Source organism: Paenibacillus sp. FSL P2-0089 (assembly GCF_038595095.1).
Taxonomy (GTDB): domain Bacteria; phylum Bacillota; class Bacilli; order Paenibacillales; family Paenibacillaceae; genus Paenibacillus_AQ; species Paenibacillus_AQ silagei.
This window is the reverse complement of sequence record NZ_CP152006.1, coordinates 901,655-928,600: the sequence shown is the minus strand read 5'-3', so window position 1 is coordinate 928,600 and position 26,946 is coordinate 901,655. Positions and strand designations below refer to the sequence as shown.

14 protein-coding genes are annotated in these 26,946 nt (G+C 47.8%); 2 read left to right on the top strand and 12 right to left on the bottom strand.

The window, feature by feature from the left end; all coding sequences use genetic code 11:
- Positions 1–47: 47 nt before the first annotated feature.
- From NST69_RS03735 to NST69_RS03720, 4 genes are read right to left on the bottom strand one after another with little or no spacing between them, the layout of a single operon-like run.
- Positions 48–1,661, bottom strand: a complete 1,614-nt coding sequence (locus NST69_RS03735) for an S-layer homology domain-containing protein (protein ID WP_342548522.1) — start codon at positions 1,659–1,661, stop codon at positions 48–50.
- Entirely contained in the window at positions 1,658–7,348 is a 5,691-nt protein-coding gene (locus tag NST69_RS03730) for a hypothetical protein (protein ID WP_342548521.1), read from the bottom strand. Before NST69_RS03730 ends, NST69_RS03735 begins: the two co-directional genes overlap by 4 nt.
- Before the next feature lie 3 nt (positions 7,349–7,351).
- Positions 7,352–14,170 (bottom strand): hypothetical protein, encoded by a 6,819-nt coding sequence (locus NST69_RS03725; protein ID WP_342548520.1) that lies wholly within the window; start codon positions 14,168–14,170, stop codon positions 7,352–7,354.
- Positions 14,171–14,223: 53 nt separating this feature from the next.
- A complete protein-coding gene (locus tag NST69_RS03720) occupies positions 14,224–15,888 on the bottom strand; it encodes a clostripain-related cysteine peptidase (RefSeq protein WP_342548519.1) in 1,665 nt (554 codons plus the stop codon).
- Positions 15,889–16,151: 263 nt separating this feature from the next.
- On the opposite strand from NST69_RS03720, the gene NST69_RS03715 reads away from it, so the two are divergent.
- Positions 16,152–17,129 (top strand): tRNA-dihydrouridine synthase, encoded by a 978-nt coding sequence (locus tag NST69_RS03715; RefSeq protein WP_342548517.1) that lies wholly within the window; start codon positions 16,152–16,154, stop codon positions 17,127–17,129.
- A 143-nt stretch (positions 17,130–17,272) separates the two neighbouring features.
- Here NST69_RS03715 and groL read toward each other — a convergent pair whose 3' ends face one another.
- From groL to NST69_RS03680, 7 genes are all read right to left on the bottom strand, one after another.
- The gene (gene groL, locus NST69_RS03710; protein WP_036723193.1) at positions 17,273–18,907 is read right to left on the bottom strand and encodes a chaperonin GroEL; all 1,635 of its coding nucleotides are present in this window, start codon (positions 18,905–18,907) and stop codon (positions 17,273–17,275) included.
- A gap of 68 nt (positions 18,908–18,975) precedes the next feature.
- Complete coding sequence (gene groES / locus NST69_RS03705; RefSeq protein WP_036723192.1) at positions 18,976–19,257, bottom strand: co-chaperone GroES; 282 nt, start codon at positions 19,255–19,257, stop codon at positions 18,976–18,978.
- A 324-nt stretch (positions 19,258–19,581) separates the two neighbouring features.
- Positions 19,582–20,346, bottom strand: a complete 765-nt coding sequence (tatC, locus tag NST69_RS03700) for a twin-arginine translocase subunit TatC (protein WP_339253960.1) — start codon at positions 20,344–20,346, stop codon at positions 19,582–19,584.
- A 104-nt stretch (positions 20,347–20,450) separates the two neighbouring features.
- On the bottom strand, positions 20,451–20,693 hold the full coding sequence (tatA, locus tag NST69_RS03695) for a twin-arginine translocase TatA/TatE family subunit (RefSeq protein WP_036723189.1): 243 nt from the start codon (positions 20,691–20,693) through the stop codon (positions 20,451–20,453).
- A gap of 131 nt (positions 20,694–20,824) precedes the next feature.
- Entirely contained in the window at positions 20,825–21,310 is a 486-nt protein-coding gene (locus tag NST69_RS03690; protein ID WP_036693720.1) for a MogA/MoaB family molybdenum cofactor biosynthesis protein, read from the bottom strand.
- Positions 21,311–21,401: 91 nt separating this feature from the next.
- On the bottom strand, positions 21,402–21,878 hold the full coding sequence (gene moaC, locus NST69_RS03685; RefSeq protein ID WP_036723188.1) for a cyclic pyranopterin monophosphate synthase MoaC: 477 nt from the start codon (positions 21,876–21,878) through the stop codon (positions 21,402–21,404).
- On the bottom strand, positions 21,869–22,531 hold the full coding sequence (locus tag NST69_RS03680) for a 5-formyltetrahydrofolate cyclo-ligase (protein WP_339253958.1): 663 nt from the start codon (positions 22,529–22,531) through the stop codon (positions 21,869–21,871). Before NST69_RS03680 ends, moaC begins: the two co-directional genes overlap by 10 nt.
- A gap of 216 nt (positions 22,532–22,747) precedes the next feature.
- On the opposite strand from NST69_RS03680, the gene abc-f reads away from it, so the two are divergent.
- Positions 22,748–24,703, top strand: coding sequence for an ABC-F type ribosomal protection protein (abc-f, locus tag NST69_RS03675; protein WP_342548514.1), 1,956 nt, complete (start codon positions 22,748–22,750; stop codon positions 24,701–24,703).
- 620 nt (positions 24,704–25,323) lie between these two features.
- Here the strand turns inward: abc-f and NST69_RS03670 are convergent.
- Positions 25,324–26,886 carry a 2-isopropylmalate synthase gene (locus tag NST69_RS03670; protein WP_340955724.1) on the bottom strand — a complete coding sequence of 521 codons (1,563 nt, stop codon included), beginning with the start codon at positions 26,884–26,886 and terminating at the stop codon, positions 25,324–25,326.
- Positions 26,887–26,946: the final 60 nt, after the last annotated feature.

The window sequence follows — 26,946 nt, the reverse complement described above, 5'->3', positions numbered from 1 at the left end:
TATTTAATGAGATAAATATTTCGGGGCGGTTTGTATTTATTTTAAATTCAGTCCAACTCACTAAACCTTTCGAGCATAGTGGCAACCTCTGCTCTGGTTGCAAGACCCGAAGGATTAATAGTCAAATCCGTGTTGCCCTTCATAATGCCCTTAGACACAGCCCAAGTAATGGACGCTTTGGCATAGCCTGAAATTTGATTTGCATCTTTGAAGCTCAGGCTGGAAGTTTTAGCTTGAAGGTCAACACCTTTAACCTTTGCGTATCTATGCAGCATAACAGCAATTTGCTCACGGGTGATGGCATCATTGGGAGCGAATTTACCCTTATCATACCCGTTAACAATGTTACTTTGATTTGCCCAAATCACCGGATCTGAATACCAACGGCCACTTTGAACATCAGAGAATACATTGGCAAATGTAACATTCGGTTTATTTTCCATACGATAGATTACAGTGGCCAGCATCGCACGGCTCATTTTCCCGGAGGGTGAGAATTCTGTCTCAGAGGTTCCCGTGAATAGTCCCTTGTTGTACACATACCTTACAGAAGGATAGAACCAATCGTCATGTGCTATATCTGTAAAAGGAGTTTTCTTAGCAAAGGTTACAACCACAATGGTGTCACGGCTAACCTCTGGAATGGTGTAAATGTCATGGCCTATAAATTTGTCACCGTTGACAAAGATATATTCGGTCTCAAACCCTTCATCCGGAATCATTCTGATGGTGGCAGAGGTTGTTGCACGAATGGTCTGAGCTTCAAAGCCCTCGGCAATTTTGCCATTTCCGCCTTTAACAGAAGCTTTAACTGAATAGTACAGATCAACTGCGGTGTTATTGACTGTGGTATTGTCGGCCGGAGCAGCCCAACGTTTCGGGCCGACAATTTTGGAGTTCTCGAAATCGGAAACACCAGTGCTAAGCTTTTCAATAGCTTCAGTGATTTCAGACGCCAGCGCATCCTTGTTATTAAAAACAGCCTCAGCCCCGGCAATCACCTCTCTCAGTTTTTGAGCGGATTTTGTCGGATACCAATGATCCGGATAGTAGATGTTTTTGGGATTATCCGCAATAGTAACTGAAGCAAGTAAAGCTTTTGCAGCAACAATGTCTTCATATAATAGAGATTTTGAGGGGTCCTTTACTCCATCGCCCACAATAATTTGCACATCTTCAACCGGTTCAATATACCGGTGTGTCGCATCTTTGTTCGTCAAAATGAAGCTGCTTGAAGAGATGCTGAACGTGCCGCTGTTCTTAGCTTGAAATACAGCCGTTCCAATATTTTTCAGTATGGAATCCTCTCTTCCCTTGGCGGTCATATCCAGATAGACATAGTTGATGGCACCATCGGAATATTTCATTGAAATGTCCTTTTCCACATTCACACCGGTATTTTCCAGTACATAAGAATCAAACTGCAGCTTTCCTTGAAAGCCATATACAGGCGCCCTTCCGGCACCCGTATAGGAAAGACTTAGCTTAACAAATATTTTTTCTCCAACTTCAAAAGATGATTTCAAGGAACCTGAGCTGTCCGTTACTGTGATGTCCACACGATAACTAAGGTCTGCAGCATCATTTGCGCCATAGGCATATGAGGGTAGGGCAGCCCCTAGAAGCATGATGCACAAAATGATTTTTAAGTATTTGATCATCTTTTAAGTGCCTCCATTAGTGTGAGCTGCGCATCTACAATATCAACAATGCCGTCACCGTTTGTATCAGCTCTCATCCAATTTTCTACAGAACTAAAACCGTTGTAAACATTGTCTAAAATAGCATTCAATGTTGCCAAAACGTCGACTTTATCAATATCACCACTGCCATCGGTGTCTCCACGCAGAAGAACAGGAGATTTCACCGTTGGTTCAAAACCAAGCTTGGCTGTTAATTGCTCACCTGTGACAAGCTCCTTTGAAGCACCAATATATGCTTTCTTGAGATTGTCATATAACAGTGTTTGTTTGTTGCCTCCAATCACAACCGTTGCCTTGCCCATGTTCATTTCAGTGTATATGGTGTACAACGAGAACCCTTGTGTCTGACGAACTTCATAACGGTAACCATAATCTTTTACTTTGATTTTGATAACGTCTGACAGTTCTTTATAGACCGTCTTCCCGTCCTGGCCTTCAAAGGCAGACAGTCTATAACTAACCTTGATGGCAGTTTCGCCTGGAGCTAATGCTTCAATGGTCCCATCTTGCGAGAGTCTGATGATGTTCTGATTATACAGAACGTCCCACACAACGTCTTCTGCTTTTAGAACGGTGCCGTTAACTGTGCGGAGAGCTTTCACAGACAGCGCCGTTGTCCCGCCTATGCCAAGCTCGATCGAATCAGGCTGATCCTCGGAGCCTTCCAGGTCAGAGATTAGTTTAATGCTTTCATACTCTGACAAAACACGATTCACAAGATACACTGGAACAGCCGTTTCGTTACCGGCATCATCAACCGCTTTAAGCATCAGGGTTTGGTTCGGGTCCTCACTCAAGGCCTTACGATTGACAACGAAGGTTCCGTCCGGACTGATAACAATTCCGTCTGAAGTGCCGTCTAGCGTTAATGTTGCGGATGGATCTGTTAGACCACGGAAGCTGTAGCTTGAGTCTGCGCCAACAAAAACAACTTGATTGCTGACGGTGTTATCAACGTTTTCCCCGTCAAGGCTGGTTTGAACATCTTCATCAAGGAGTAACGCAGGTGCTTGAGTATCAACAGTAAATCCAATAGCCCCTGATGACCTGCTGCCTTGGAGGGTGTCACGGTTTTCAGCCACCGCTACAAAGTCAATCAGCTGCTGGCCGTCTTCAACACTTTCTTCAAATGACCAGACCTTCTTATACTCTTGAGGCGTGTTTTTATCTTCGGTATTAAGGTTGAAGGTCAATTTAACAGGTCTGTCGAAGGTGTACGTTGCCTTTACTTGGTCAGTGTTTAAATAGTACCGATCTTTGGATCTGTCAATGTTTGTCTCAACGCTTACAAGCTGAGGTTTATCCGTTGAAGGCATAACAAAGCCTGGCGATGATGCAAATTCGGTTGAACGATAATATTCCGCCTGTTTCAGGGCAGACTCCACAATTCTAGCAGCCTGCACTTTAACAAAATAAGTCTTGCCTTCCTCTAATAGAGGCCGGTTGGTTTGGTTTTCTAATGGTTTTAGAATGATGTCACTGCCCACTTTAAATTGACCGAAGGAATTCTCGACCTCAACTCCATCTTCGTCTTGGATCGCCACAAGATAATGGGTTGCAGTGTCGTCGCTTCCCGTTATGCCAACCTTCACATAACCGTCACCACTGTAGACCGCAGACACAGATTTTGGGTTTCGAGGGAGCAATGGATTTGTGAAAGTGAATGTTGAAGCAGTGATTTTCTTGCTCATTCCGCCTTGATGGTTAACAAGCATTGCAACCACGTGATATTTCCCTTCAGGAAAAGACTCAGGAAGCGTGAATACATGAGAACCTGATTCGATTTCATCTAACTCCAGGTTGCCAATACTAATTAAGGATGAAGTATCTTGAATGTTAGAAGATTCGATGGTTTTCATGATTGACGGGTCTTTCGTGACATAGACATTAAGTGCACCCGAATATTGGCCTTGCTTGTCCGTTGTCCAAGAAACGTTAAGTTCACGGCTTGTATTTGTGCTAGTAGAAGCACTAACTCCTGTAAGCTCTGGCATATAGTCAACACTGTTTACTGCAAAGTTGTCTATATAAACGTCAGGTGTTGAAACTGAAATGGACCAGTTCCCCCCAACAATCAGAGAGGGATCAGTGACTGAAATGTACAAATAATTAGTGCCATCTAAAGATTGAACAAGATAGTTTCCGTTGCCCTTATTATCGTCTTCAACCATGGTCAATCTTTTTCCATTTGGATTGGTAATATTAATTTCTGATGCAGAAGGCTTGATTAAACCACGAAGTGGAATTTCAAAGAGAAGTGCATCCTTTGTTGCCGGGTTAATCTCTTTTGTAACCCCATTCCCGGCCCTTGTCTTAGCGATGGCCTCCGTACTCAGTCTTCTCATATTCGTTCCATAGATCATGGTGGTTGGCACAAGGTTGCCGCTCTCGTCCAGCGCTTCCGAGTGGACATAGTGAACGGCGTCTCCTCTTGAAGAGAGGTCGATGGACCCGCCAAAGCTTAGGTCACCGTTCCAATAATAGATAAAGCCCAGCTTCACCCCAATGACCTTAAAGTTTGCACCCACAAAGTCAGATGAGACGGCTGCCTCAACACCTGCGATCTCCTTGCCCCCGAGCAGCGGGATGGAGTCTGGAATGAACAGCCCTGCATAAACATAACCATAAAAATAATCTTCCGTAATTTTAATCGTTATCCCGCCACGAATGGCTCCGGCATGAATACTGATGCTGCCGAAGGCATTAAGCTGAAACGGCGAGATCCATTGAACATTCATTCCCGCTTGAATATTAAGCAGCCTTGCCTCTTCGTCCTTCTCCAAGTGGCCGCTGCCTTCTATGGCAAGACCGGATAGTTTCGCATCCAGCTTGAAGTCACCTACAATAATGGCATTAATTAAAAGCCTTGTTTGAAGATGGATGGTGAGGGGTGGAAGCTCGCCTGCCGGGTCTCCGGCAACGGTGTCTGCAAGGTTCGAAATTCCTCCGCCAAGGCCTGTGATAAATACATAAGGTGCAACCACAGGAACCTTCATTGTAGTTGGCGCTAAAAAGAAGGTGAGCTTGTCCAGCATCATCTTGGGAACTTCGTTAATAGGAACCTTCTTCAGTGCCAGTGACCCTTCTACTTCCAGCATGGTAACGGAAACACCGGCATCAATGCTATAAATATCATCAATGGTATTAATGGTTATATCCGCTTTAACACCGGCTTCGTTTCCTACTAACGGGCCTAATATATCTTTGGGCAGGGCTACAGACAGTGTTGTGTTAATGCCAACAAAACCAATTTTGCTGTCCTTACTTCCATAGAGAACATCTTGAACGTTCGCTGTCAGTGAGCCTTTGTAATCATAATGCTCCTCACCCTTCGATGGATCAGCAGCTTTTAACGGCATTGAAATTCTTCCGCCGAAGCTAATTCCGAAATCATCATCGTCCCGGGTCATCACACCATATTTAATATTGATCAAAAAACCGGCAATATTTTGCATCATAGAACCGGCATCTCCGAGCTGAAGTTCAAATGCTTGAGCAGTCTTCTCGGCAACAGCCTCCCGATCCAGGGTATATTTAGTTCCATTGCCTGCTTCAAAATGCCACTTATTATGCCAAATATTAATCGAGTTGATCACTTTGACGGTACCATCGCCTTCCAGCTTTGCACCTTTTTTGTCAACGGTCATCTTAAGAGCTTCGTTGCTGTCATAGGTCAGGATGCTGTTAATGGTAATATCGCCATCGGCTCTGCTGGCAGAGTAATATTTTTCTTTACCCGTATCCATAAGCCTGATTTTTCCGCGAAGGGTCAACAGGATTTCTGTTTTATTTTCTTCAAATGCTATTTCTTTGTGAAGAATGCCATCTTTTTTCACGCCGCCGGATATAAATTTCTTCATTACATCTTCGTTTGTAAAACTAATATAATCATATAACTGTCTGTTGTTTGCAGCGTCTGTGAACCGGACTAGCGAAACAATACCGTAGCTTGCACTTTTATCCGCTATTTTATTGGTGACGTCCACTTTAGTTGTGGCTTGGATTTTTGTACCGAAGGCATCGATCAGCTGTTGATTCGTAAATCTAAATTCAATGTCATACTTTCCAACCGCCAACGTCTGATTCGTTGAGAAGGCAAGCGTTTGACCTTCCTCAACAAAACTTATTTTTCTTTTGTCAATCAGAACAGCCTCAGCGCTGGATGATGGAACAAGGTACAGACTCCATCCGTCACTTCCCGAAAGGGCCTCCATCAGAACCTTCATATCGCCAGAAACGGTAAGGTTTTTGTCACCCTCATAATAAACTGCCGCCGGGAAAACATGCTTCATTGAAACTTCCGGGAGCTTTCCTTTAACTGCAGGAATCAAAATGTTTGTGTTTGCACTATAGTCAACCACTTTATTTGTGCTAGCATCAATAATTTCTGTGGCGTTTAACGAAACGACCAGACGTTTTGATGTGATCATAGACTGTGTCTCTGCAATAATGTCAACATCCGGAATATTAAACACCGTTCCAATGTTAAGACCGCCCGAAATCTTCACCGTGTATTCCCGTGTATTCGTGGCTGCAAACACAAGTCCCTCTTCGAGGCTAAGCTTCACAATGGGTTCTATAAGTTCTTTTGCTCCTGAGACACTATTGTCAATGACTACATTTGCTTTAAAAACACCATTGTTTTCATAAGCTTTTTTGTCGTTAGTAAGTAATACTTGTTCAGTGTGGATCCCTATGGATACATGCTCCTTTTTGGTTTGTTCAGCAAAGTTACCGATACCATAGAGCATTTCAGAAATTCTGACTTGACCCGGCTCAATGGTTTTTTCATTCCAATAATAAGCCGTTGCAGTGTCAGGAACTAAATATTTGTTGGAGTAATTCGTAAAGTCGACACTAGGGTTTGGTGTATAATCGTATCTTGTGTTTGCAAGATTAATCCAGTGTCCCACAATCACTTTATCAACGTTCACATCCTTGTTGCCGCTCCAGCCGGACAAGAGGGCATAAGCCGTCTTGTTCGAAGCTGAAAGCGAATCAACATATCTGATTTGCTGCGGAAGGTTGTCACCGCTATATTCGGTTTCAACGATTGTCGGCTGCGACGGGTCAACCAACACATAAGGTGCATCAATTTCTGAACCAAGCGCGTTGTCTAGAAGAAGCCGGATCCCCACCGTTCCGGCTGTGGCATTGTTATTTTTCACATCATATGAAATACCAATGTTTCCAGCTCTGGAGTTGTTAGGGTCAATCGAAATGGACACCTTTTGTGTGATGGTATAGCCCTTAATGTCCCAGGCAATGGTTAAAAGCCTGTTTTGCTCTGAAACGACAGGTTCATGAAGCTTGGTATCGATGCCAAACCAGCCATACTCCTGACCGAAAATAAAATCCTTTCCGTCGATACGAACGGTTGTGAAGGATGTTCCATTGCTCCTTGACGCATCTTCCTTATAAAGAAGCGGAAGGTTGTTGTCAAACGCTTTTTGCGGATGACCGTCAATGGTTTCAATGGAGAAACCACCCGTTTTTGAATTGATTGAATATTTCATAAATTCGTTCGCAATGGAATAATCCGCATTGCTAGCGTCAGCATGAACAGGGAAACTGGCAAAAGTGAAAAGCATGGATAGAATAATAGCTGCAGCGATGCTGCGTTTCATTGTTCTATAGAACGTCATTGCCTATTTCCCTCCTTGATTTGAGACATATACATGAATGTTGAAATAGTCGCGTTTATCCGTTTGGATATATACGGTGTACCAGCCGCTCGTAACATTATCGAGGGTATACACTCCGCTTTTCTCCTGCAGGACAGTACCTTTTGTTTTCATCTGACCTTGTGTTAAGACACCTTTTTCATAACGTGCATACGAGATCCCGGAAAAGTTCTTCAATGAAATTTCAACCTTGTTTCCAAGAACGGACGCAGCATTTGAGCTGTCTGGCATAACGCCGTTCACAAGAGCTATGGTGTCATACAGACCCACAAGGCGAACGGTCCGGCGAATGGTGGTTTGATTCCCTGCATCATCTCTTACCGTATAGTCGATATAGTACGGGTTCGAGCGGACAAATTCGTTTGCCGAGATGTTGTCAGGGTTAAACACCCGTCCGCCTGATCCATAGCTTATGGTGACCCGGTTCGTCAGGTCGACCTTTTTACCCGCAACCATATCCCATGCTTCGAAGTCTAGAAGCTTGGACTTGTCATAGGCAATGGAGGCATCTTTTTTAGGCGTCATGCCTTCGATGAAGATTAGCTCTTCCCCATTTTTAAGTTTTAGCTCTGGGGATGTTTTATCGATTAGACCAATGTCGACACCATACGAGGTATAGGTCCCTGTTCTTCCTTCAAGGTTAAAATTGTAAAGTCCATTTTCTCTATAGTTCATTGACTTCTCTTGTTCCCAAGGATCGTTTCCGCCCACGAGTTTAGCATCTTTATCCGTGATTACCGTGACATTCACATTCTGGTTTGTTGCCGGGTTCTTGTCGATTCCCACAACATATCCTTCTTCTTTTCCAGAGGTGTCCACACCAACAACAATCTTGTTTTGATGATCCTTTTCCACCCATTCGCCGCTTTGGTTCTTTTCGAGATATTTGTATGTCCAGCGGACTTCCTTAACCCTTGGGCCGCCCACTTCAATGCCTTCAACCGTTACGAGAATTTTTTGCGTGATACCTGTTTGGTCCCTAACTTGAAAAACGTGCTCCCCGTTAGTTTTAACGTTGATTACTGCCTCTTTATAGGACAGGGCATCGCCGGACTCGTCCTTCACTTCAGTCAGAAGTGCATGTTTATATCCACGATAAGAAACGGTAAGCTCTGTTAGTTTTCTAAGAATGTCCAGCGGAACGCCGTCACTGTCACGGATTTGGTCAAAGGTTACATTCACGCTCAGCTTATCTTCAGCTAATGTGGCAGTGGCTTTGATTTGCGGCGGTGTGGACACAATATTCGATATGGTAATCACTTCCTGTCCTTCGTTGCCATAGTCGTCAACAAAGAACATGGACACTGTACCATTTTTTCTAAACCGAACAGCTTTTGTGCCGGGGATATGTACGATATCGCCCGCAGTTAGGCTTCCGGTAGGTTCTACACCGGTGACTGTAATCGTTTTGATATCCTTGCTGAACTGGGTCAACTCCACATTCACGCTTTGTGCAGTAATGGTGGTTGGTGGCGTGCTGTACGTTTTTGCAATTGCAGTTGGCACTATTTTGTTAATGTTTGAGACGGTGATCGGAGTCATCCAACGGTTTCCAGCGTAGTCATAGGCTGTCACATTGTAAATTCCTAAGCTGTCCAGTTCAACGACATATTCATTCTCAAGCGGCTCCCCTTTGAAGGGATAAACCACATCGCCCTTCTTCACCTCTGCGAATGCGATTTCACCTGAATCATCCGTTAAAGTGATCGTTGCAAAGATATTTTGGTTGGTCTTGGCCGTATTCGATAACACATAGGATGTTTGTCCAATGGTGTTGTCAAACTGGTTATAGCGAACTATATGAGAACCTGTGTTGCCCGAATGATCCCTAAACTCAAATGTGAAGGTGTTATTATCCTCAGTTAGAGTCCTTGAGAATGCTGCGTTGTTGTTTGTCATAGAAAGAGTTTTTCCGCCTCCGGTAAACTTGAGCGTTGCCATAACCCTTCTATAGGCTTTTCCTTCTGTGATTGGAACCCAGTTCCCAAGATAGTTCTCGTAGCTGTATTCCACCGTGTAGTGCTTGTCTTGCGTAATTGGCGTTTTATCAATATTCGAGACTGTGACCGGCAGTACCGTTGCTATTCCGGCTTTGTTTGTCACTTTGAAATATACTGTTGCATTCTGCTCGAAGGTTTCGGTATGCGAAACAACAGAGTCAATGGGGCTGAAGCTTATGCCGTCATACGAACGTTCAAGTTTTAATATCCCGCTTTCCGGGTCATAGACAGAAAGTGTTGCGGTAACATTTTGGTTGGTTGACTCTGTGCTTGAATAGTCCACCTTGGCAACAGGTGCAGTTTCATCAACCACTGTAATTGCAACATATTCAGCTTCCATCCGGTCAGCTTCCATACCTTCTGCCGTGTATGACTCGAAATAAGCTGATTTTGTTGTTTTGCCGTCTCTTAGCGCTTCGAATACCAGCTTTGAATAAGCTGTTCTTCCTTCCTCTTCTGTAAATGAAGGGTCCGGAACACTTAGCTCTGTATTGAGTTCTAATCCGGATAACACTGCATTTTCAACAAAGAAATATTGTCCGGAATACTTTGGATCCGGAACGACAACATAATACAGCTTATCGCCCTGGTTATAGGATATAAACCCGCCGTTTTGGATGGTTTGACCATTTTTCTCTACACGACCGGAAATGTCGAATCCTGTAACGAAATTAACATCAGGTGTGAATTCTAGAACGCTATCCCTTCCAACCTCGTCCTGAATATAGAGGCTGATTGTATTATTGTTTTGAATTACAACCTCGTAGTCCATGACATAGTCAGCCGATGTTGTTAGAAGTCCTGTATACAGAAGGTTCGACCTTGCCATTTCACCCACAACATCACCCTCTACAGGTGCGTTAGGCATCACGGTGACTGGAACGTTAAAATAAACGCTAACCGTTGCGGTGGTTTTTGTGGTTGCAGGGTTTGCGCTGACACTTACAATTGCTGCCTCCGCGTCAACCAGGTCTAGTTTTGAGTCAAAGAACACTTTTTCAGTCACATTTCCTGCTGTTTCGACAGCTTTGACCCCAATGGCATAGCTTCCACTAAGCCCCTTCAACTCAATGGAGTAGGTTCTCTGTTTGTTGCCTGCGCCATTAATGATTACCGGACTACTCTGCATTTCCACGGATTGGCTTGATTGAAACAACGCATAGTCCGCTTCGGTTAGAATATGGTTGTCTGCCGGGTCTTGAATAAGCGCGAATGAAACGGTTGTATCGTTCTTGTCTGACACTTCAACGGTAATCACACCATCTTGTCTTACTCCTTTGGTCACGATGTTACTTGAAGCAAGCGCAGATGGAGCTGCCCGGTCAATGTTAGATACGGAAATAGGAACCAGAACATGATTTCCAAGCTCGTCAGACAGGGTCAGGTTTGTTGATATATTTTCGCTTACCGTTACTGTGAATGCACCGTCTGTATATGGAGAAACCGTGATTTTGTCTGCATCCTCTGGTGCAACTGTCAGCTTACTAATCCCTGTCCCAGCATCACTTGCGATGATTGTTGCTGTCACGGAGGCGTTGGTTGGCTGAATGGTGCTATAGTCCGGCAATTCAAAGGTTGGTGCCTGGCTATCATAAAGAATGGTGAGCGGCTTTGCTTCTGTTAAAAATTCAGGTTTGTCGTCCGCAGGAGCATTGATGAGTCCAAACTGGAAATAGATCGTGTTGACACCTTCCTCAAGCGGAACCGGTGTGTCGAGTGTAAATGCATAATTCCCGCCGGAATTGTTGCTCGCTGTAAACTCAGGAACTAAAGCGCCGTTATCTGTTGGCATGCCGTCCGTTGTTGCATAATATACCGGGTTTTGATATTTCAATGCGCTATCAGAAGTCCATGCTGCATGCGGTTCATTCAAAACAGCATAGACACTATAGGTTCCATCCGTTGTTGTACCCATTCCGTTTACAGTCTTTGACTCCGTAAATTTCAATGTGTCAATGATCGCAGCTTCTGACCTCATACCAAAGTAGGGGGAAACTTTCTTGCTCTCTCGTCCATGCGGATCTTGTGCCACAACAACAATGCTGTACGCACCTGTTGGGAGTCCTGTTAGAGTCAAGGTCTGATTAACCTGTGCTATATTGTCACTGTCCAGCGTCAGAGTCAGCGGATAGTTAGGCATAGCTTCAATTCTGATCTCTGAGTCTGGCTTAGATAAATAGTAATAGGCACTGGCAATTCCACTGCGATCTGTCACTTTCACGTTAAACTGTTGTGATGATTTGAAATGATCGTGCTGACTTATTGCGGTATATTTAATCTCCGGGGAATAGGCGTCATACGTGTAGACTTGTGAAAATTCAGCAGTGTTACCAGACTGTTTATTTTTCACACGATATTCCAGTATATATTTCCCGTCCATCAAAACTTTAGTTCCGCTAACATTAGTTTTTTCAGCTGCACCAACATCATCGCTTGATTCGTATACTCTAAATTTTTGCGTAAAGCTTTTGTCATTGCCAGGATCAGAAATCCATCGGTAACTCGTTTCAAAGTTTGGATTGCTTACGTCAAAGCTAATGTCAAAATACGGCTTTGGAAGACTGGAATCCTCCGTATGGAGGGTGTCGGCAACATTTCCATTGAACATACTCACAGATTTTTTATAGTATCTTGATGCTTGCTCGTTTCTTGAATCGTTCCCCAGTGAGTCTACTGTGAAATAATAGAGCGTTCCCTCAAAGTTGTCCCCTTTTGGAATGGATAGAATGGCAGTTGTGCTGTCACCTTCTGAGTCTACAAATGCCCACAGCCCTTGAGTTGAAGCAATTTCTGCGGAGGCAGGTTTAATTTGATTGATTGGCGTGTCAGGCGGCGCCGCAATTCCGTCTACAAAGGTATAATAAGTCCTTGACCAGCCGTTGTTGCTTTGCTCAAGGTCGTTCATTTCAAAGCGGTATTCATTTCTTTTGCGAAGCTGTGCATCTTGCGGATGTACAGTTTCATGTACGGTCACCCGCGGAGCCAGGTTGTCGATTTTGATATTTTCAATTTCTGCATATCCGGCATCTCCGCCCAGCGGATTGTCAGCTTGATCCCATCCATACAGACGAAGCTTGAATTCGCCTTCCGCCCGATCGATCGGACTTAGCTTTATGCTGACTCCATTGATAACCTGCGTGTTAATAGGAGCGGTAACTCTTGTTCTGTTTCCTGTACCGTCAAAGTTTGTTATTCTTGTCACGGCCGGTTCATAGGAATCGCCGGTTTTCTTGTACAGCTCATAATTCAAATAGTTTTGATTCGACTCGCTGTGGGCGACATTTCCCTCTGGATAGAGTGTTTCGCTGGCAACCATATAAAATTCATGCAGCTTTTTGATGTTGTTTTGAATGGAGTTTTCGCCCACCAGGTCATTTCCATTTTTATCGGTCACTCTTACAGTTGGTGTTTTTGTGTCCACTTTATGAGTTGAGAAATAAAAACTTTGTGATGTCGGTGATTCTGGAGTTGGATTCTCTAAATAATAGGCCTGCGCCTGGCCTTTTTTCGTTAGATGGGTAGATACGTTGTCAAGCTGAAGCCTTATGCCCTCGCTTTCAACTGCGCTAACATCCAGCGGGACTTGTCCGGTAAACTGAAGTTTGCCGTTTGGTTTACCGTCATTGCCCTGCAGTTTGGTCATGGTAAGGTCGGCAAGCGGTGTTTCCGTACTGTTGCCAAGATATAACACAGGCGTTGCCTGGAAGTTTGTGATGAGCTCCGTTTTAATTTCTTGCGTCATAGCTTTTTTATGAATGGACACCGCTTCAACTGTGATGTTAACATCTGTCAATTTCCGATTCAGATACCGGTTGTCCTGGCTCGGCGAATAGGTAACCGTCTGATTGATATCGGGGTTGCCGAGGTTATATATACTACGATAGAACGTATAAGTTACATCTTTATAATAGTAATTCTCTTGCCCTATCTTTGTTGTTAAATAGGTTTTAACCTCGGGATCGCCTGAGCTTGTATGGGCAAAGGTCCCCCCGAGGCTTTCAGCATTGGTAGACTGGGCAAGCAGCGCCACCCTGTAGGTTAGCGAAATCTCTGCTTTGTTCTGTGCAACCATTTGATCGTGAAGCTTCTTGCGGTCAATATTGAGCTGAAACGTTTTTGTTTTTGTAGGCTCCTCAAATGTTAACCAATCCCTGCCTACAGCGTCGTCCGAAACAGAATAGCTGAATACAGGAGCATCCTCATATTGCATGATGTCATAGTAACCATATTGATCTCTGACATATTTGTTCCACTCTGCATGTTCAGAGCCCGACGAATTCGCATCCAGGTAGAACTCTCCGCCGAGCTCATCAACATAACCCATATCTGTGAATTTTCTTTTGGTTACGTCCGAAATGTCACGGTAAAGTCTGCCCTGGTCTCTTGTCCAGGAATCTATTTTAATGGTCTGTACCTTAGCCGGATTGGTATTCCCCTCAAGATAGGGAAGATACAAATCCACAGATTTACCGTACCAGTCATCACTGCCCACCAGCCAAAAAACGAGCTCATTCATTCTCCATGGTGGAATATTTTCCATTTTAAAGGTATGTCTTATATCAGACCAAGCGGGAGCTCCGCCAAAATTTGCTGCATAATCAGAGGCTGGTCCAGATTCATAGGTACTCACGCCCATGTAAATACCATCACCTGTTCCGCCGTCATCGTTTCCTCCTGTTTTCACACCAAACTCATAATTGTACTCTGTTGCTACATTCGCATAAACAGGCGTTACTGATGCGAGAAGCGATAGTACCAGCATCAAGCTTAAAATCTTCTTCATAAAATACCTCCTCGTTATAAGACCACATTCTGGACAACGATCAGCCTTTACAGCTAATTTCCGCTGCAAATAGTTTCTATGTATTTTGAGCTAAGACCAATGGCTTTCAGCTCTTGTTTCATTTGATGGGTGAGTTCGATTTTTTGGTTAGGGACATATACAGCTACACCGTTGCGGTGGTTATAGCCTGCTGAATTTCTTACTTCGAAGGAAAGTGCTTGGGCGGCGGCAGTGACTTCTGATGATTGGCCCATAATCTCTATAAGATCATATTGATCGAATATCCCATCGTTTTTGCCTAATAGCTCTGAGCGGTTTGCAAGGTCTGTTAGTGAGCGATCAAACTCTGCGTGTTCTATGGCCTTAACCAAGGATTCAGCCTGAGACAGCTTCATCATGGACATGGTTGTTTGCATCTTAGCTTCCATCCCCGAATGAAGGGTAAAAGAATCTAAAATTAACCGCCCTATTCTTTCCGTGCTAATCTGCGGGTTTCGCTCTAGCGCACCTATCCATGTGGTATAATACAAGCCTGCTGCGGGGGTTGAATCTTCAGAAGCTATGAGATATTTGCCCTGATCTCTAAGAGCATAGGCAGTTTCAACGGTGCCCATAAGACATGCATCAAAGACGATTAAGTCGAAATACAGATCTGATGAACCGATTGCTTTGGAAAGCTCCGAGACCTTCATCGTTTTTCGTCCATTTAGCTCGTCTGCGCCAAATCCGCCCATTGTACCGTACCCATGGTCCCATAGAATCAGGATGTAACGCTCACTTGGTGCAACGGCTTTGCCCCATACAAGAAAATCCCTTAATGTTTTAGGGTCTGATGCGGCGGTTTGGATCTGGCTTTCATGCTTTTTAAGTTGTCCATGACTAACCTCAAAGCGTTCGGATGCTCCATCGGCCATATATTTGTTGTGATAGTTGAGCGTTCCGCCTGTTTGAATCAGGATTTTCGTATTTTGGTTTGGCTGACCACGTAAAATTTCTTCCAAATCATCGGTGAGCCGGCCTTGCTGAGATTCAAGATCAGAACCAACCGCATAGATTAAAATCGTCGCTCCATCCAGATTTTTATCCTGCTCCCAAAGTGCCCTTGCCTCGTTTAATTGTTGCGTGGTGAAGACATCTGTTGCACTAAGGGTTTGACCTAGCGTGGCAAGTTGGTTTTTGGGTCTTGTGTTTAGAACATAACTGCTTATTTTTGCAAGCGTTCCCCGATTGAATTCGCGTTCTTTGGTAAGGTCTATTCCTAGAACTATGGAGGCGAAAGAAACCGCAGTTCCATAGGTGAAGTCGCCCTTGGTTTCTGAATATCCCAACACCCTTAATACCATTGAACAATATTGGTTAAGAGAGATGGGCCGGTTACCGCCAAAACGAAAATCATCAATTCCGTTAACTACACCCTTGGTATAGGCATACGACACGTAGCGGCCTTCCCACCCCGTATCAGTGAATGGATTTTTATAGGTGCTTTTCAGGGCCTCCTCTTCCTTCCCCCACAGCCGCAGCATCATTACAAGGGATTCTGCCCGGGTAGGCACCCGCGACAGTTCATATCCATGCTCCGTTCCACTGAACAATCCCAAGTGGTTAAGCGCTTCTGCATAATTTGAGCTTTGTGCCGCTGCTGATGGAGTTGATGCAAGAAGAAAGATTAAAAAAATGATAAAACCTCGGATTTTCCCCATCAAGTTCCGGTCTTTCAATTGGAAATCCCCTTCTTTGCTCCTAAATTAGCTGATTAACCCTATCAAGCTACTCTAACATGACAGTTTAACCCCTGTGTGAAAGTTAAAGAAATCTTTAAGTTCTCACTTGCCGCTCGACTTTGGCAGACACCACAAATGTGTCCGTCGCTCACGCCATTGATTCTGTGCATCAAACGAAAAATAATGATACTATGTATGATGGGTAAAGGACTTTGCTATAGACTATATCGTTTTTATATGTTGCAACAGGAGAAGATAATATGAGTAACGAACCAAACTTTTGGCTGGATTTACCGAAACCGTTTTTTATATTAGCTCCAATGGAAGACGTCACAGATATTGTATTTCGTCACGTCATTAGTGAAGCTGCAAAACCTGACGTGTTTTTCACAGAATTCACAAGTGCAGAAAATTATTGTCACCCTGTTGGAAAAGAAAATGTAGGTGGCCGGTTAATGTTCACAGCTGATGAGCAACCGATTGTCGCTCATATTTGGGGCAATAAACCTGCACTTTTTGAACAGATGAGTATTGATATGAAAAAACTTGGTTTTCGTGGTATCGATATAAACATGGGATGCCCAGCACAAAACGCCGCAGCCAGTGGAAAAGGGGCCGGATTAATACGTCATCCTGAAGTTGCAGCAGAAATTATTCAAGCAGCAAAAGCAGGTGGATTGCCGGTTAGTGTTAAAACAAGATTAGGTTACTCTAAAATTGATGAGTGGCGCGATTGGTTAGGACATATATTGAAACAAGATATTGCGAATCTTTCCATTCACCTGCGTACCAAAAAAGAAAAGAGTAAAGTAGCTGCACACTGGGAACTAATTCCTGAAATAAAAAAATTGCGCGATGAAATTGCCCCAAATACGTTGTTAACCATTAATGGAGATATTCCGGACCGCGCAACAGGATTAAAAATAGTTGAACAACACGGCGTTGATGGTATCATGATTGGCCGCGGCATTTTCACTAATCCATTTGCTTTTGAGAAAGACTCTAAAGAACATAGCGCGAAGGATTTTCTCAATTTACTTCTGTTACAGTTGGATCTTCACGATAAATATTCAACAGAAACCCTGCCACGTTCATTTAGACCCCTTCTTCGCTATTTCAAAATCTATGTTCGTGGATTTAGAGGCGCAGACGAACTAAGAGACCAATTAATGGAAACCACTTCAACAGACGAAGTGCGTCGTTTAGTAAAACCTCTTTTAGATCAAGAATTAGATTGAAGAATATTAAAGATTTCAGCTACGAAAAAGAGACTTCCCACAAGTTCAATGAACTCATAGGAAGCCTCTTATTTTTGCATTATGTGGTCAAACGGTGTTTCCTTCTCAGGAAACCCTTGATGCATAAGGGTTTGTCACCCTTATTACATCATGCCGCCCATACCGCCCATGCCGCCCATATCTGGCATTCCGCCACCAGCAGCGGCTGGTTCTGGCTTGTCAGCGATAACCGCTTCAGTAGTCAGGAACATAGCAGCTACGGAAGCCGCGTTCTGCAGAGCATAACGTGTTACCTTGGCAGGGTCAACGATCCCTGCTTCGAACATGTTAACCCACTCATCGGTAGCAGCGTTGTAGCCGATGCCGATCGCTTCTTTTTTCAGACGGTCTACGATAACGGAACCTTCCTGGCCTGCGTTAGCAGCGATGGTGCGAACAGGCTCTTCCAGTGCGCGCAGCACGAGGTTCACACCCGTTCTTTCGTCGCCTTCAGCTACAACAGCAGCTACAGCAGCATATACGTTCACAAGAGCTGTACCCCCACCGGATACGATACCTTCTTCAACCGCAGCGCGGGTTGCGTTCAGGGCATCTTCGATGCGAAGCTTGCGCTCTTTCAGTTCAGTTTCAGTAGCAGCACCGACTTTTACAACGGCTACGCCGCCAGCCAATTTAGCCAGACGCTCCTGCAGTTTTTCTTTGTCGAACTCGGAAGTGGTTTCTTCCAGCTGGGAACGGATTTGGCTAACGCGTGCATTAATGTCCGCCTTGTCGCCGCTTCCGTCTACAATTGTAGTGTTTTCTTTGGTTACGCGCACTTGACGGGCGTTACCCAGTTGCTCGATAGAAGTGCTCTTGAGATCCAGTCCAAGCTTCTCAGTGATCACTTGGCCGCCTGTCAGAGCAGCGATATCCTGCAGCATAGCTTCACGGCGGTCGCCGAATCCAGGAGCCTTAACCGCTACTGCATTGAACGTTCCGCGCAGCTTGTTCACGATCAGCATCGCCTGAGCTTCGCCTTCGATGTCTTCAGCGATGATTACCAGCGGACGCGCCTGTTGAACGATCTTCTCCAAGAGTGGAAGAATTTCTTGAGTGCTGCTGATTTTCTTGTCTGTAATCAGGATGTACGGGTTCTCCAGAACGGCTTCCATCTTGTCCGTATCGGTGATCATGTACGGGGAGATGTAACCACGGTCGAACTGCATACCTTCAACCACTTCAAGCTCTGTCAGGAATCCGCGGGATTCTTCAACGGTGATAACGCCGTCCTTGCCCACTTTTTCCATAGCTTCAGCAATCAGTTGGCCCACTTCTTCGTCAGCAGCGGAGATTGCAGCTACTTGTGCGATCGCTTGGGAATCCACAATCGGCTTAGCGATATTCTGCAGTTCAGCGACAGCAGCCTTCACTGCTTTGTCGATCCCTTTACGCATAACCATCGGGTTAGCGCCTGCAGTTACGTTCTTCAGACCTTCGCGGATCATAGCCTGAGCCAGAACCGTTGCAGTTGTAGTACCGTCACCGGCTACATCGTTAGTCTTGGTAGCTACTTCTTTAACGAGCTGTGCGCCCATGTTCTCGAAGGCATCTTCGAGTTCGATTTCCTTGGCGATGGTTACACCGTCATTCGTGATCAGCGGGCTGCCGAATTTCTTCTCCAGTACCACGTTGCGGCCTTTTGGACCCAGTGTAACTTTTACTGCATTTGCCAAAGCGTCAACCCCGCGCAGCATTGCACGGCGAGCATCTTCACTGAACTTAATTTCTTTTGCCATTGTATAGTTAACCTCCTAATATAATTTGTGAATGTATTCTGAATCTGAGTTATGAGAGACGCTTAAGACTAGTCAAGAATAGCGTGAATGTCGCTTTCTTTCATAATCAGATATTCTTTGCCTTCGTATTTGATTTCAGTTCCGGCATATTTCGAGAAAAGCACACGGTCGCCTTCTTTCACTTCCAGCGCTACACGGACTCCGTCTTTCAAAGCTCCGCTGCCTACAGCGATAATAGTACCTTCTTGCGGCTTCTCTTTGGAAGAGTCCGGAAGCACGATCCCGAAAGAAGTGGTTTCCTGTTGCTCGCTTGGTTCTACCAATACGCGTTCACCTAGTGGTTTAATCATGAAAAAATAGCCTCCTTTGAAATTATGTGATTTGCCTTGAAAACATAGATTGAGCTGCGGGGATCTGCCGTCAGGGCGGCAATATAGCGGATCAGCATCTTGATAAGGGATGTTGCTCCGGCTATTCCCGGTTTTTTCGCAGCGTTAGCACTCAACCCTCTGTAGTGCTAACAACAATTTTTATGATACTCAACTTGAAGGCGAATTTCAAGTCCTTTTACGTAAAATCGTATTTGTTTTTGCCAAAATTATGGTTTCAGCGCTTGTCCGTCACACACTCTCCTACATTCTATCCAGCAAGGGGCATATTATGCCCCCTTCCCACTAATCTGCCTTCACATACCGCGACTCCCGCTTAGCGTCCTCAGCCAATTGCCTGCGGTAGACGAATGCGGACAGAAACACACTGAATTCATACAGCACCAGCAGCGGAATCGTCACCAGAAAGTCCGAGATGAAATCAGGCGGCGTAATGACCACGGCAATGAACACAAGCGCGAAATAGGCATAACGGCGCATCTTGCGCAGACGCAGCGGGTTCAGCACCCTCAGCTTGGTCAGGAACATGACAATCAGCGGCAGCTCGAAAAGCAAGGCCAGCGGAATCACCAGACTGAACAGGAAATCGAAGTATTCGGCGATGCCGTAGGTCTCCTCAAGCCCCATATTCCGCGTAATCGAAATCGTGAAGGATAAGGCCATAGGGAACACTATGTAATAGGCAAAAGCAATACCGGCAATAAACAACACAAACACATAAGGCACATAACGCAGGGCAGCGCTCCGCTCCACAGGCCGCAGGCCGGGGCTGATAAACGCCCATAGCTGGTAGACGATAAACGGCACGGAGAAGACCAGCGAGACCGCCATAGCGATCTTCATATACATCCCGATTCCGTCCCAGAAGGAGAACGCATGCAGGACGAAGCCCTGCGCAGCATCGGCGCTGATCAGGTACAGATAGATTGGCTTGGCGACGAATAAGCCGAGCACAAGTCCTGCTACGAACACGATCAGCACGTAGATAAGACGTCTGCGCAGCTCGGTCAGATGATCGACGAGGGACATTTCTTCCGCTTCCAGAGACATGACTGACACCACCCGGATTGACATTTTTTCATCTTCAAAAAAAGGGCGCCGCCCCGGTCTAAAAGCAGACCTGGGAAAGACGCCCCTGCGTGGGAACCTTAAAATTATTCCGGCAGACGGCGGTCCTGCGGAAGTTCTGCTGCTGCCGTCTGCGCAGCCGCAGGGGCAACAGTCTCGCTCCGCTTGGCCGCTTCCGGCTCGTTCACAATCTCCCGAGCACCGTCCTTGAATTCACGGAAGGTACGCCCGACTGCCCGCCCCAGCTCAGGAAGCTTATTGGGACCGAAGAGCAGCAATGCCAAGATAACCAACAAGATAATTCCGGGTGTGCCAATACCACCTAACATACCGGTTTCCTCCCATCCTTCTGTCCGTTCATGACAATAGTTAACGATAAAATAATAATACCATAACTTATATCACACATCCATTGTGTATCCTGAACGATTTAGACAAAAGTGAAGAGAGCAGAGTCCGATTACTGACGGTATTGTCCCGTAACCATTAGCAGAGCTTCCGGAAGCTGATCCATAATCGCCGCCAGATTCTCATGTACCCCCTTCGGGGTACCGGGCAGATTGACAATCAGAGTTCTTCCGCGGATGCCGCAGATTCCCCGGAACAGCATAGCTGCGCGGTTCTTCTGCATCACCGTACTGCGCATCGCCTCGGAGAGTCCGGGCACTTCGCGTTCAATGACCCGCCGCGTCGCTTCCGGCGTAACATCGCGGATGGCCAGATCGGTTCCGCCGGTTGTCAGCACCAGATCCGCCTGGAAATAATCCGTAAGCTCAATCAATGCAGCAATAATCTCATCCTGCTCATCAGGCACGATCCGGTATTCAATGATCTCGCCGCCCAGCTCCTCCTCCACCAGCTCCCGAATCACCTGGGCGCTCGTGTCTTCCCGTTCGCCCCTGGCCCCTTTATCGCTGGCCGTCAGGATTGCTGTTTTCCACGCCATAGGTTGTCCCTCCCTCTCTATGTACTATGTATATCCGGCTGCTGAAGCAGCTGCCGCTGCGCCTTCGGCTGTATCCTTCCCTGCTGCTGCTCTATTCTGCTTCCAGCGCGTAATCCCCATTCTTGCCGCCGCTCTTGGACACCAGCATCGTAGGTCCGATAATCATGTCCTTCTGCAGCGCCTTGCACATATCATATACGGTCAGCGCCGCTGCCGATACGGCAGTCAGCGCCTCCATCTCCACCCCGGTCTTACCGGTAGTGCTGACGGTTGCTTCTATATATAGTTCATCTTTGTTGTTATCCATGAAGCGGATATCCACTCCGGTAAGCGGCAGCGGGTGGCACATGGGAATCCAGCTTGCGGTCTGCTTCGCCGCCATGATTCCTGCAACCTGAGCTACCGCTAGCACATCGCCCTTGCGGACCGTTCCCGCCTTAATGGCGCTCAGCGTCTCCGGGGCCATATGCACCTGGCTTCTGGCTGCCGCTGTCCGCCTGGTAACCTCCTTGTCGCTCACATCCACCATGCGGGCTCTGCCCTGCTCGTTGAAATGAGTTAATTCCATGCAGCCCTCTCCTTCCGGCAATCCCAGATGCCGTTCTCCGTAATCAGCAGATCCATTAAGGCATCATGCTCCTCAAGCGGTACTTCCGGTACCAGCTGGAGGCCGTAGGCCAGACCAATCCACATAGGCTTGGCAGCCGTACCGGGGACTCCTGCCTCCAATGCGGTGTGCAGGCGGTCATAATATCCTCGTCCGTAACCGAGGCGTCCGCCCCGCCGGTCAAAGGCCAGTCCGGGCACGAAGATAACCTCCGGGCAGCCGGTTCCACGTCCTGCTTGTGCGAGGGCTCCGGCAAGAGCAGCACTCCCGGCCGGCGGCTCCATGATCCCGTAGGTTCCAGGGACAAGCTCATCCCAGGAGCTTACCTGGTGAAGGCTTAAGTCCCCGCTCTCCCCGTTAACGCGGGGAAGCAGCACCTTATGCTCTTCCGCCCATGCCGCCGTAAGAAGCGGACGGCAGTCCAGCTCGGAGCGAAACGGCGCATACGCAAGCAGTGAAGCTGCGCCTTCCTGTGAGAACCAGCTCCAGGCATGGGCGCACACCCGGGCGGATAACAGCTCCCGCTGCTCCATGGGCAAGGCATCGCGGAGCGCGGTATTCCCGGTGCGAAGCTCGCGCTTCCGCCCGGCAAGCTGCATGCTGTGCTCCTGCATAGGCAGCCTCCTCCTTCACTTGTTCCTAGCTTATCATAGTTTGTAAGCTCAGTTTACCACTCTTCTCACCGGTTCGCCAAGGTTGATTCATTCCCCTTGTTAGAAGAATGAACCTCGCATGCCCCACCTTTTTCATGTAAACTGGAGAATAAGATTAGACAATCGCCTGGGCGCAAGCCGCCGGGGCCAATTTGCAAGGGCGGAGGTTTCATCAGAATGCTTCTTCAAGCGACAGGAATTACGAAATCATACGGTATACAAAGCGTGCTGGACGGCATTAGCCTAATGGTGAACGAGAGGGAGAGAGTCGGGCTGGTTGGCGTCAACGGAGCAGGCAAATCGACCTTTCTGCAGATTCTCGCGGGTGAGATGTCTTATGACAGCGGACAAATTCATAAGTCTAAAGAGACTACGATTGGCTATTTGGCCCAGAACAGCGGCCTGCAGTCGGATAACACCATACAGGAAGAGATGCTCGCGGTATTTGCGCCGCTGCTGGAGGCAGAGGCCGAGCTGCGGCAGCTGGAGACCGATATCGCCGATCCGGCACTTGCCGAAGATCCGAAGCGTTATGAGGATCTGCTGGAGCGCTATGCCAGACGCTCCGACTGGTTCAAGGATCACGGCGGCTATGAGATCAATACGCGTATCCGCAGCGTGCTGCACGGGATGGGCTTTGGAGAGTTCGCACCGGATACTCCGATCTCAACGTTAAGCGGAGGCCAGAAGACACGTCTGGCACTGGCCCGCATTCTGCTTCAAGCCCCTGATCTGCTCATGCTCGATGAGCCGACTAACCATCTGGACATCGAGACGCTCACCTGGCTGGAGGATTATCTGCGCGGCTACGCCGGCGGCATCCTGGTCGTATCCCATGACCGGTATTTCCTTGACCGCCTGGTGACGACCATTGTGGAGATCGAGCGGCACCAATCGCGCAGATACACAGGCAACTACAGCCGTTATATGGAGCTGAAGGCTGCGGAATACGAGATTCGTATGAAGCAGTATGAGAAGCAGCAGGACGAAATTTCACGGATGGAGGATTTCGTGCAGCGCAACATTGTCCGGGCCTCCACCACCAAGCGGGCACAGAGCCGCCGCAAGGCGCTCGACAAGATGGAGCGTATCGACAAGCCCCTGGGCGACCTGAAGAAGGCCAGCTTCTCCTTCGAGCCTGACTTCATGTCCGGCAAGGAAGTGCTGCAGGTCCGGGAGGTCGCAGTCTCTTTCAGTCCTGAGGCTGCACCGCTCTTCCGCAATGCCTCCTTCGAGCTGCGGCGCGGCGAGACAGCGGCGCTGATCGGACCAAACGGGATCGGGAAGTCCACACTGCTGCAATGCATGACCGGCACCCGCGAGCCTTCCCGCGGAACCGTGAACTGGGGAACCAAGGTGAAGATCGCCTACTACGACCAGGAGCAGACCCGGCTGAATCCGCGCAATACTGTGCTGGAGGAGCTGTGGAGTGAGTATCCGATGCTGGAGGAGGCGAGAATCCGTACGATTCTCGGCAACTTCCTGTTCAGCGGAGAGGATGTGCTTAAGAAGGTAGCTGCGCTGAGCGGCGGCGAGAAGGCCCGGGTGGCCTTGTCCAAGCTAATGCTTCGCGGAGCCAATATGCTGATTCTCGATGAGCCTACCAACCATTTGGATCTCGTCAGCCGTGAGGTGCTCGAATCGGCCCTGATCGATTTTGAAGGCACATTGCTGTTCATTTCCCATGACCGTTATTTCCTCAACAAGATGGCTGAACGGGTACTGGAGCTGCACCCGGACGGAATTGATCAGTATTTGGGCAATTATGACGACTATATCGAGAAAAAGCTCGAGCTCAAAGCGATTGCCGAAGAGGAAGCCGAGCTTGCCGCCGCCAAGTCCTCCCGCAATGCCGACATTGAAGCGGTATCCGCTGAGAAAGGCAGTTCCCTCTCCTATGAGGCGGAGAAGCAGGCCAAACGCGAGGAACGAAACCGCCAGCGCCGCATCTCCGAACTGGAGGAGAAAATCGCGAAGCTGGAGGAAGCCATCGCGGGGATTGAGCATGAAATGACTAAGCCTGAGGTGTATCAGGATTATATGGCGCTTCAGGAGCATGAAAGTGAGCTTAAGGACAAAAAACGCGAGCTGGGAGATTTATTTAGCGAATGGGAGAAACTGGCTGAGGAATAATGTAAAGGCGCATCAAAAAAAATTTTAACAGTTTCCAATTTGTTCAAATCTAGTTATCCACAGGCTCATCCACAGTTTCCGTGCATAACTATCGTCTAAAATTAGCCCTTCGGGGCTTTTTTCATGCGTAAAATGGCTGCTTTGCTTGTCAAGGACTTTTTATCCACCGAACTATCCACATTATCCACAATTCTCACAATTTTGTTTCATTGCATAACCTCCTGTTTATGGTGCTCGCAAAAAAGGCGTTATTGCTGATTTTACACGGTTTTTACACAACTCGTGCGGAATATGTGGATAACGTTGTCCACAGGTTGACAAATGCCGCAAGTGGCAAAAATCATGTTAGGTTTAGGCGATATGCACGTTCACTTGTGCGCCATCCGGCACACTCCCAGGCAACGCCGAACGTGGTCTGTTTGCGATTACATTTGGCTCGCGCACCCTCACCCGGCGCATTGTGGTCGGTTTTTCGACTACATTCGGCCATACGCCGCTTTGCTAGCCCCTGACAGCAAAAATGCCCCTGCCGATGTTGGTGACATGGCAGAGGCATCCGGTCCTTGAAAAGCGTTGAACCCGCGCCGGTAACTTCGCTCTGTTCTTGGGTCTCTAGCTTTTTAGCTATTCACCGCCGAGCCGGGAGAGGGCACCTCCGATTCCGACAGCAGTGCCGCATTACAAGCGGCGATGTAAGCAATGCCTGCGGCCATCACGATATCGTGATGGATGGCCGTGCCCCGGAACTTGGTGTCCTTCCACTCCACCATGACGGCGGCCTCGGCCTGGGCATTCCCGCCGCTGCCGAGGGAATGCAGCTCCAGCCCGTCGAAGCGGATATCCTCGGCAATCCCTTGCCCTATAGCGGCAATGATTGCTTCCAGCGGACCGTCTCCGGTGCTGGTCTGGGTCGTCTCTGCGCCGCTCTGCAGATGGCGCACTGTCACTGCGGCCACGCGGCGCGGCGCGCTGCCGGCCAGGACCTGGACCTCGCCGAGCGCATAGACCTGCGCCTGCTGTCCTGTGGTGCTGCTGACCATCCGCAGCAGCTCATCATCGCTGACAGCCTTCTGGCGGTCAGCCGTTTCCTTGAAGGATTCGTAGAGCGCGTCCAGCTCCGCCGAATCCAGGGCAATGCCGTACTTCGCAGCGCGGTCCTTCAGCGCATGCCTGCCGGAATGCTTGCCGAGGATAATCATGCTGCGCGGGATGCCCAGCCGCTCCGGGTCCATAATCTCGTAGGTGCTGCGGTCCTTCAGCAGGCCGTCCTGATGGATGCCGGATTCATGCTGGAAGGCATTGCGCCCGACCACCGGCTTGTTGAAGGCAATCGGGAAATGCATCGCCCCGCTGATCATCCGTGAGGTGTCATACAGCTTATCCAGCACGATTCCAGTCTCGGCGCCGATAGAGTCTCCGCGTGTCTCCAGCGCCATGACCAGCTCCTCCAGCGCACAGTTGCCGGTCCGCTCGCCCACTCCGTTGACCGTAACCTCAATCTGTGTGGCGCCGCCTTCAATGGCCGCCAGGCTGTTCGCTACGGCGAGGCCCAGATCGTTGTGGCAGTGGGCGCTGTAGATGACCTTGTCTCCGCCCCTGGCCCCGAGCCGCACACGCCGGAACATCTCTCCGTATTCCTGAGGCAGCGCATAACCTACCGTATCCGGCAGATTGATAATCGAAGCGCCCTCTTCAATCACCGCCTCGACCATCTCGATCAGATCGTCGATGCCCGTCCGCGCAGCGTCCATTGCAGTGAACTCTACCACATCGCAGAACTGGCGGGCATAAGCCGTCATCTCTCTGGCAACCGCTACAACCTCAGGGCGGCTCATGCGCAGCTGATGTCGCAGATGGATGTCGGAGGAGGAGATGAACAGATGAATCCGCCGCCGCGCGGCATCCCGGGTGGCCCGAACAGCAGCATCGATATCCCCCTTGACTGCCCGTGCGAAGCCGCAGATCTCCACGCCCTGAATGTTGCGGGAGATCGTCTCCACCGCAGCGAAATCCCCCGGACTGGATACAGGGAATCCCGGCTCCATGACATCCACTCCCAGGTCCGCCAGCTTGCCGGCCAGAATAATCTTTTGCTCAGGGGTAAGACTGGCTCCCGGGGCCTGCTCCCCGTCACGCAGCGTCGTGTCAAAAATCTGAATTCGTTTCTTTACCGGAATAATCATTGTAATTCCTCCTCAAATTAGGTTTATCTAATGGAGGGCTGCCTCCTAAAAAGCACAAAG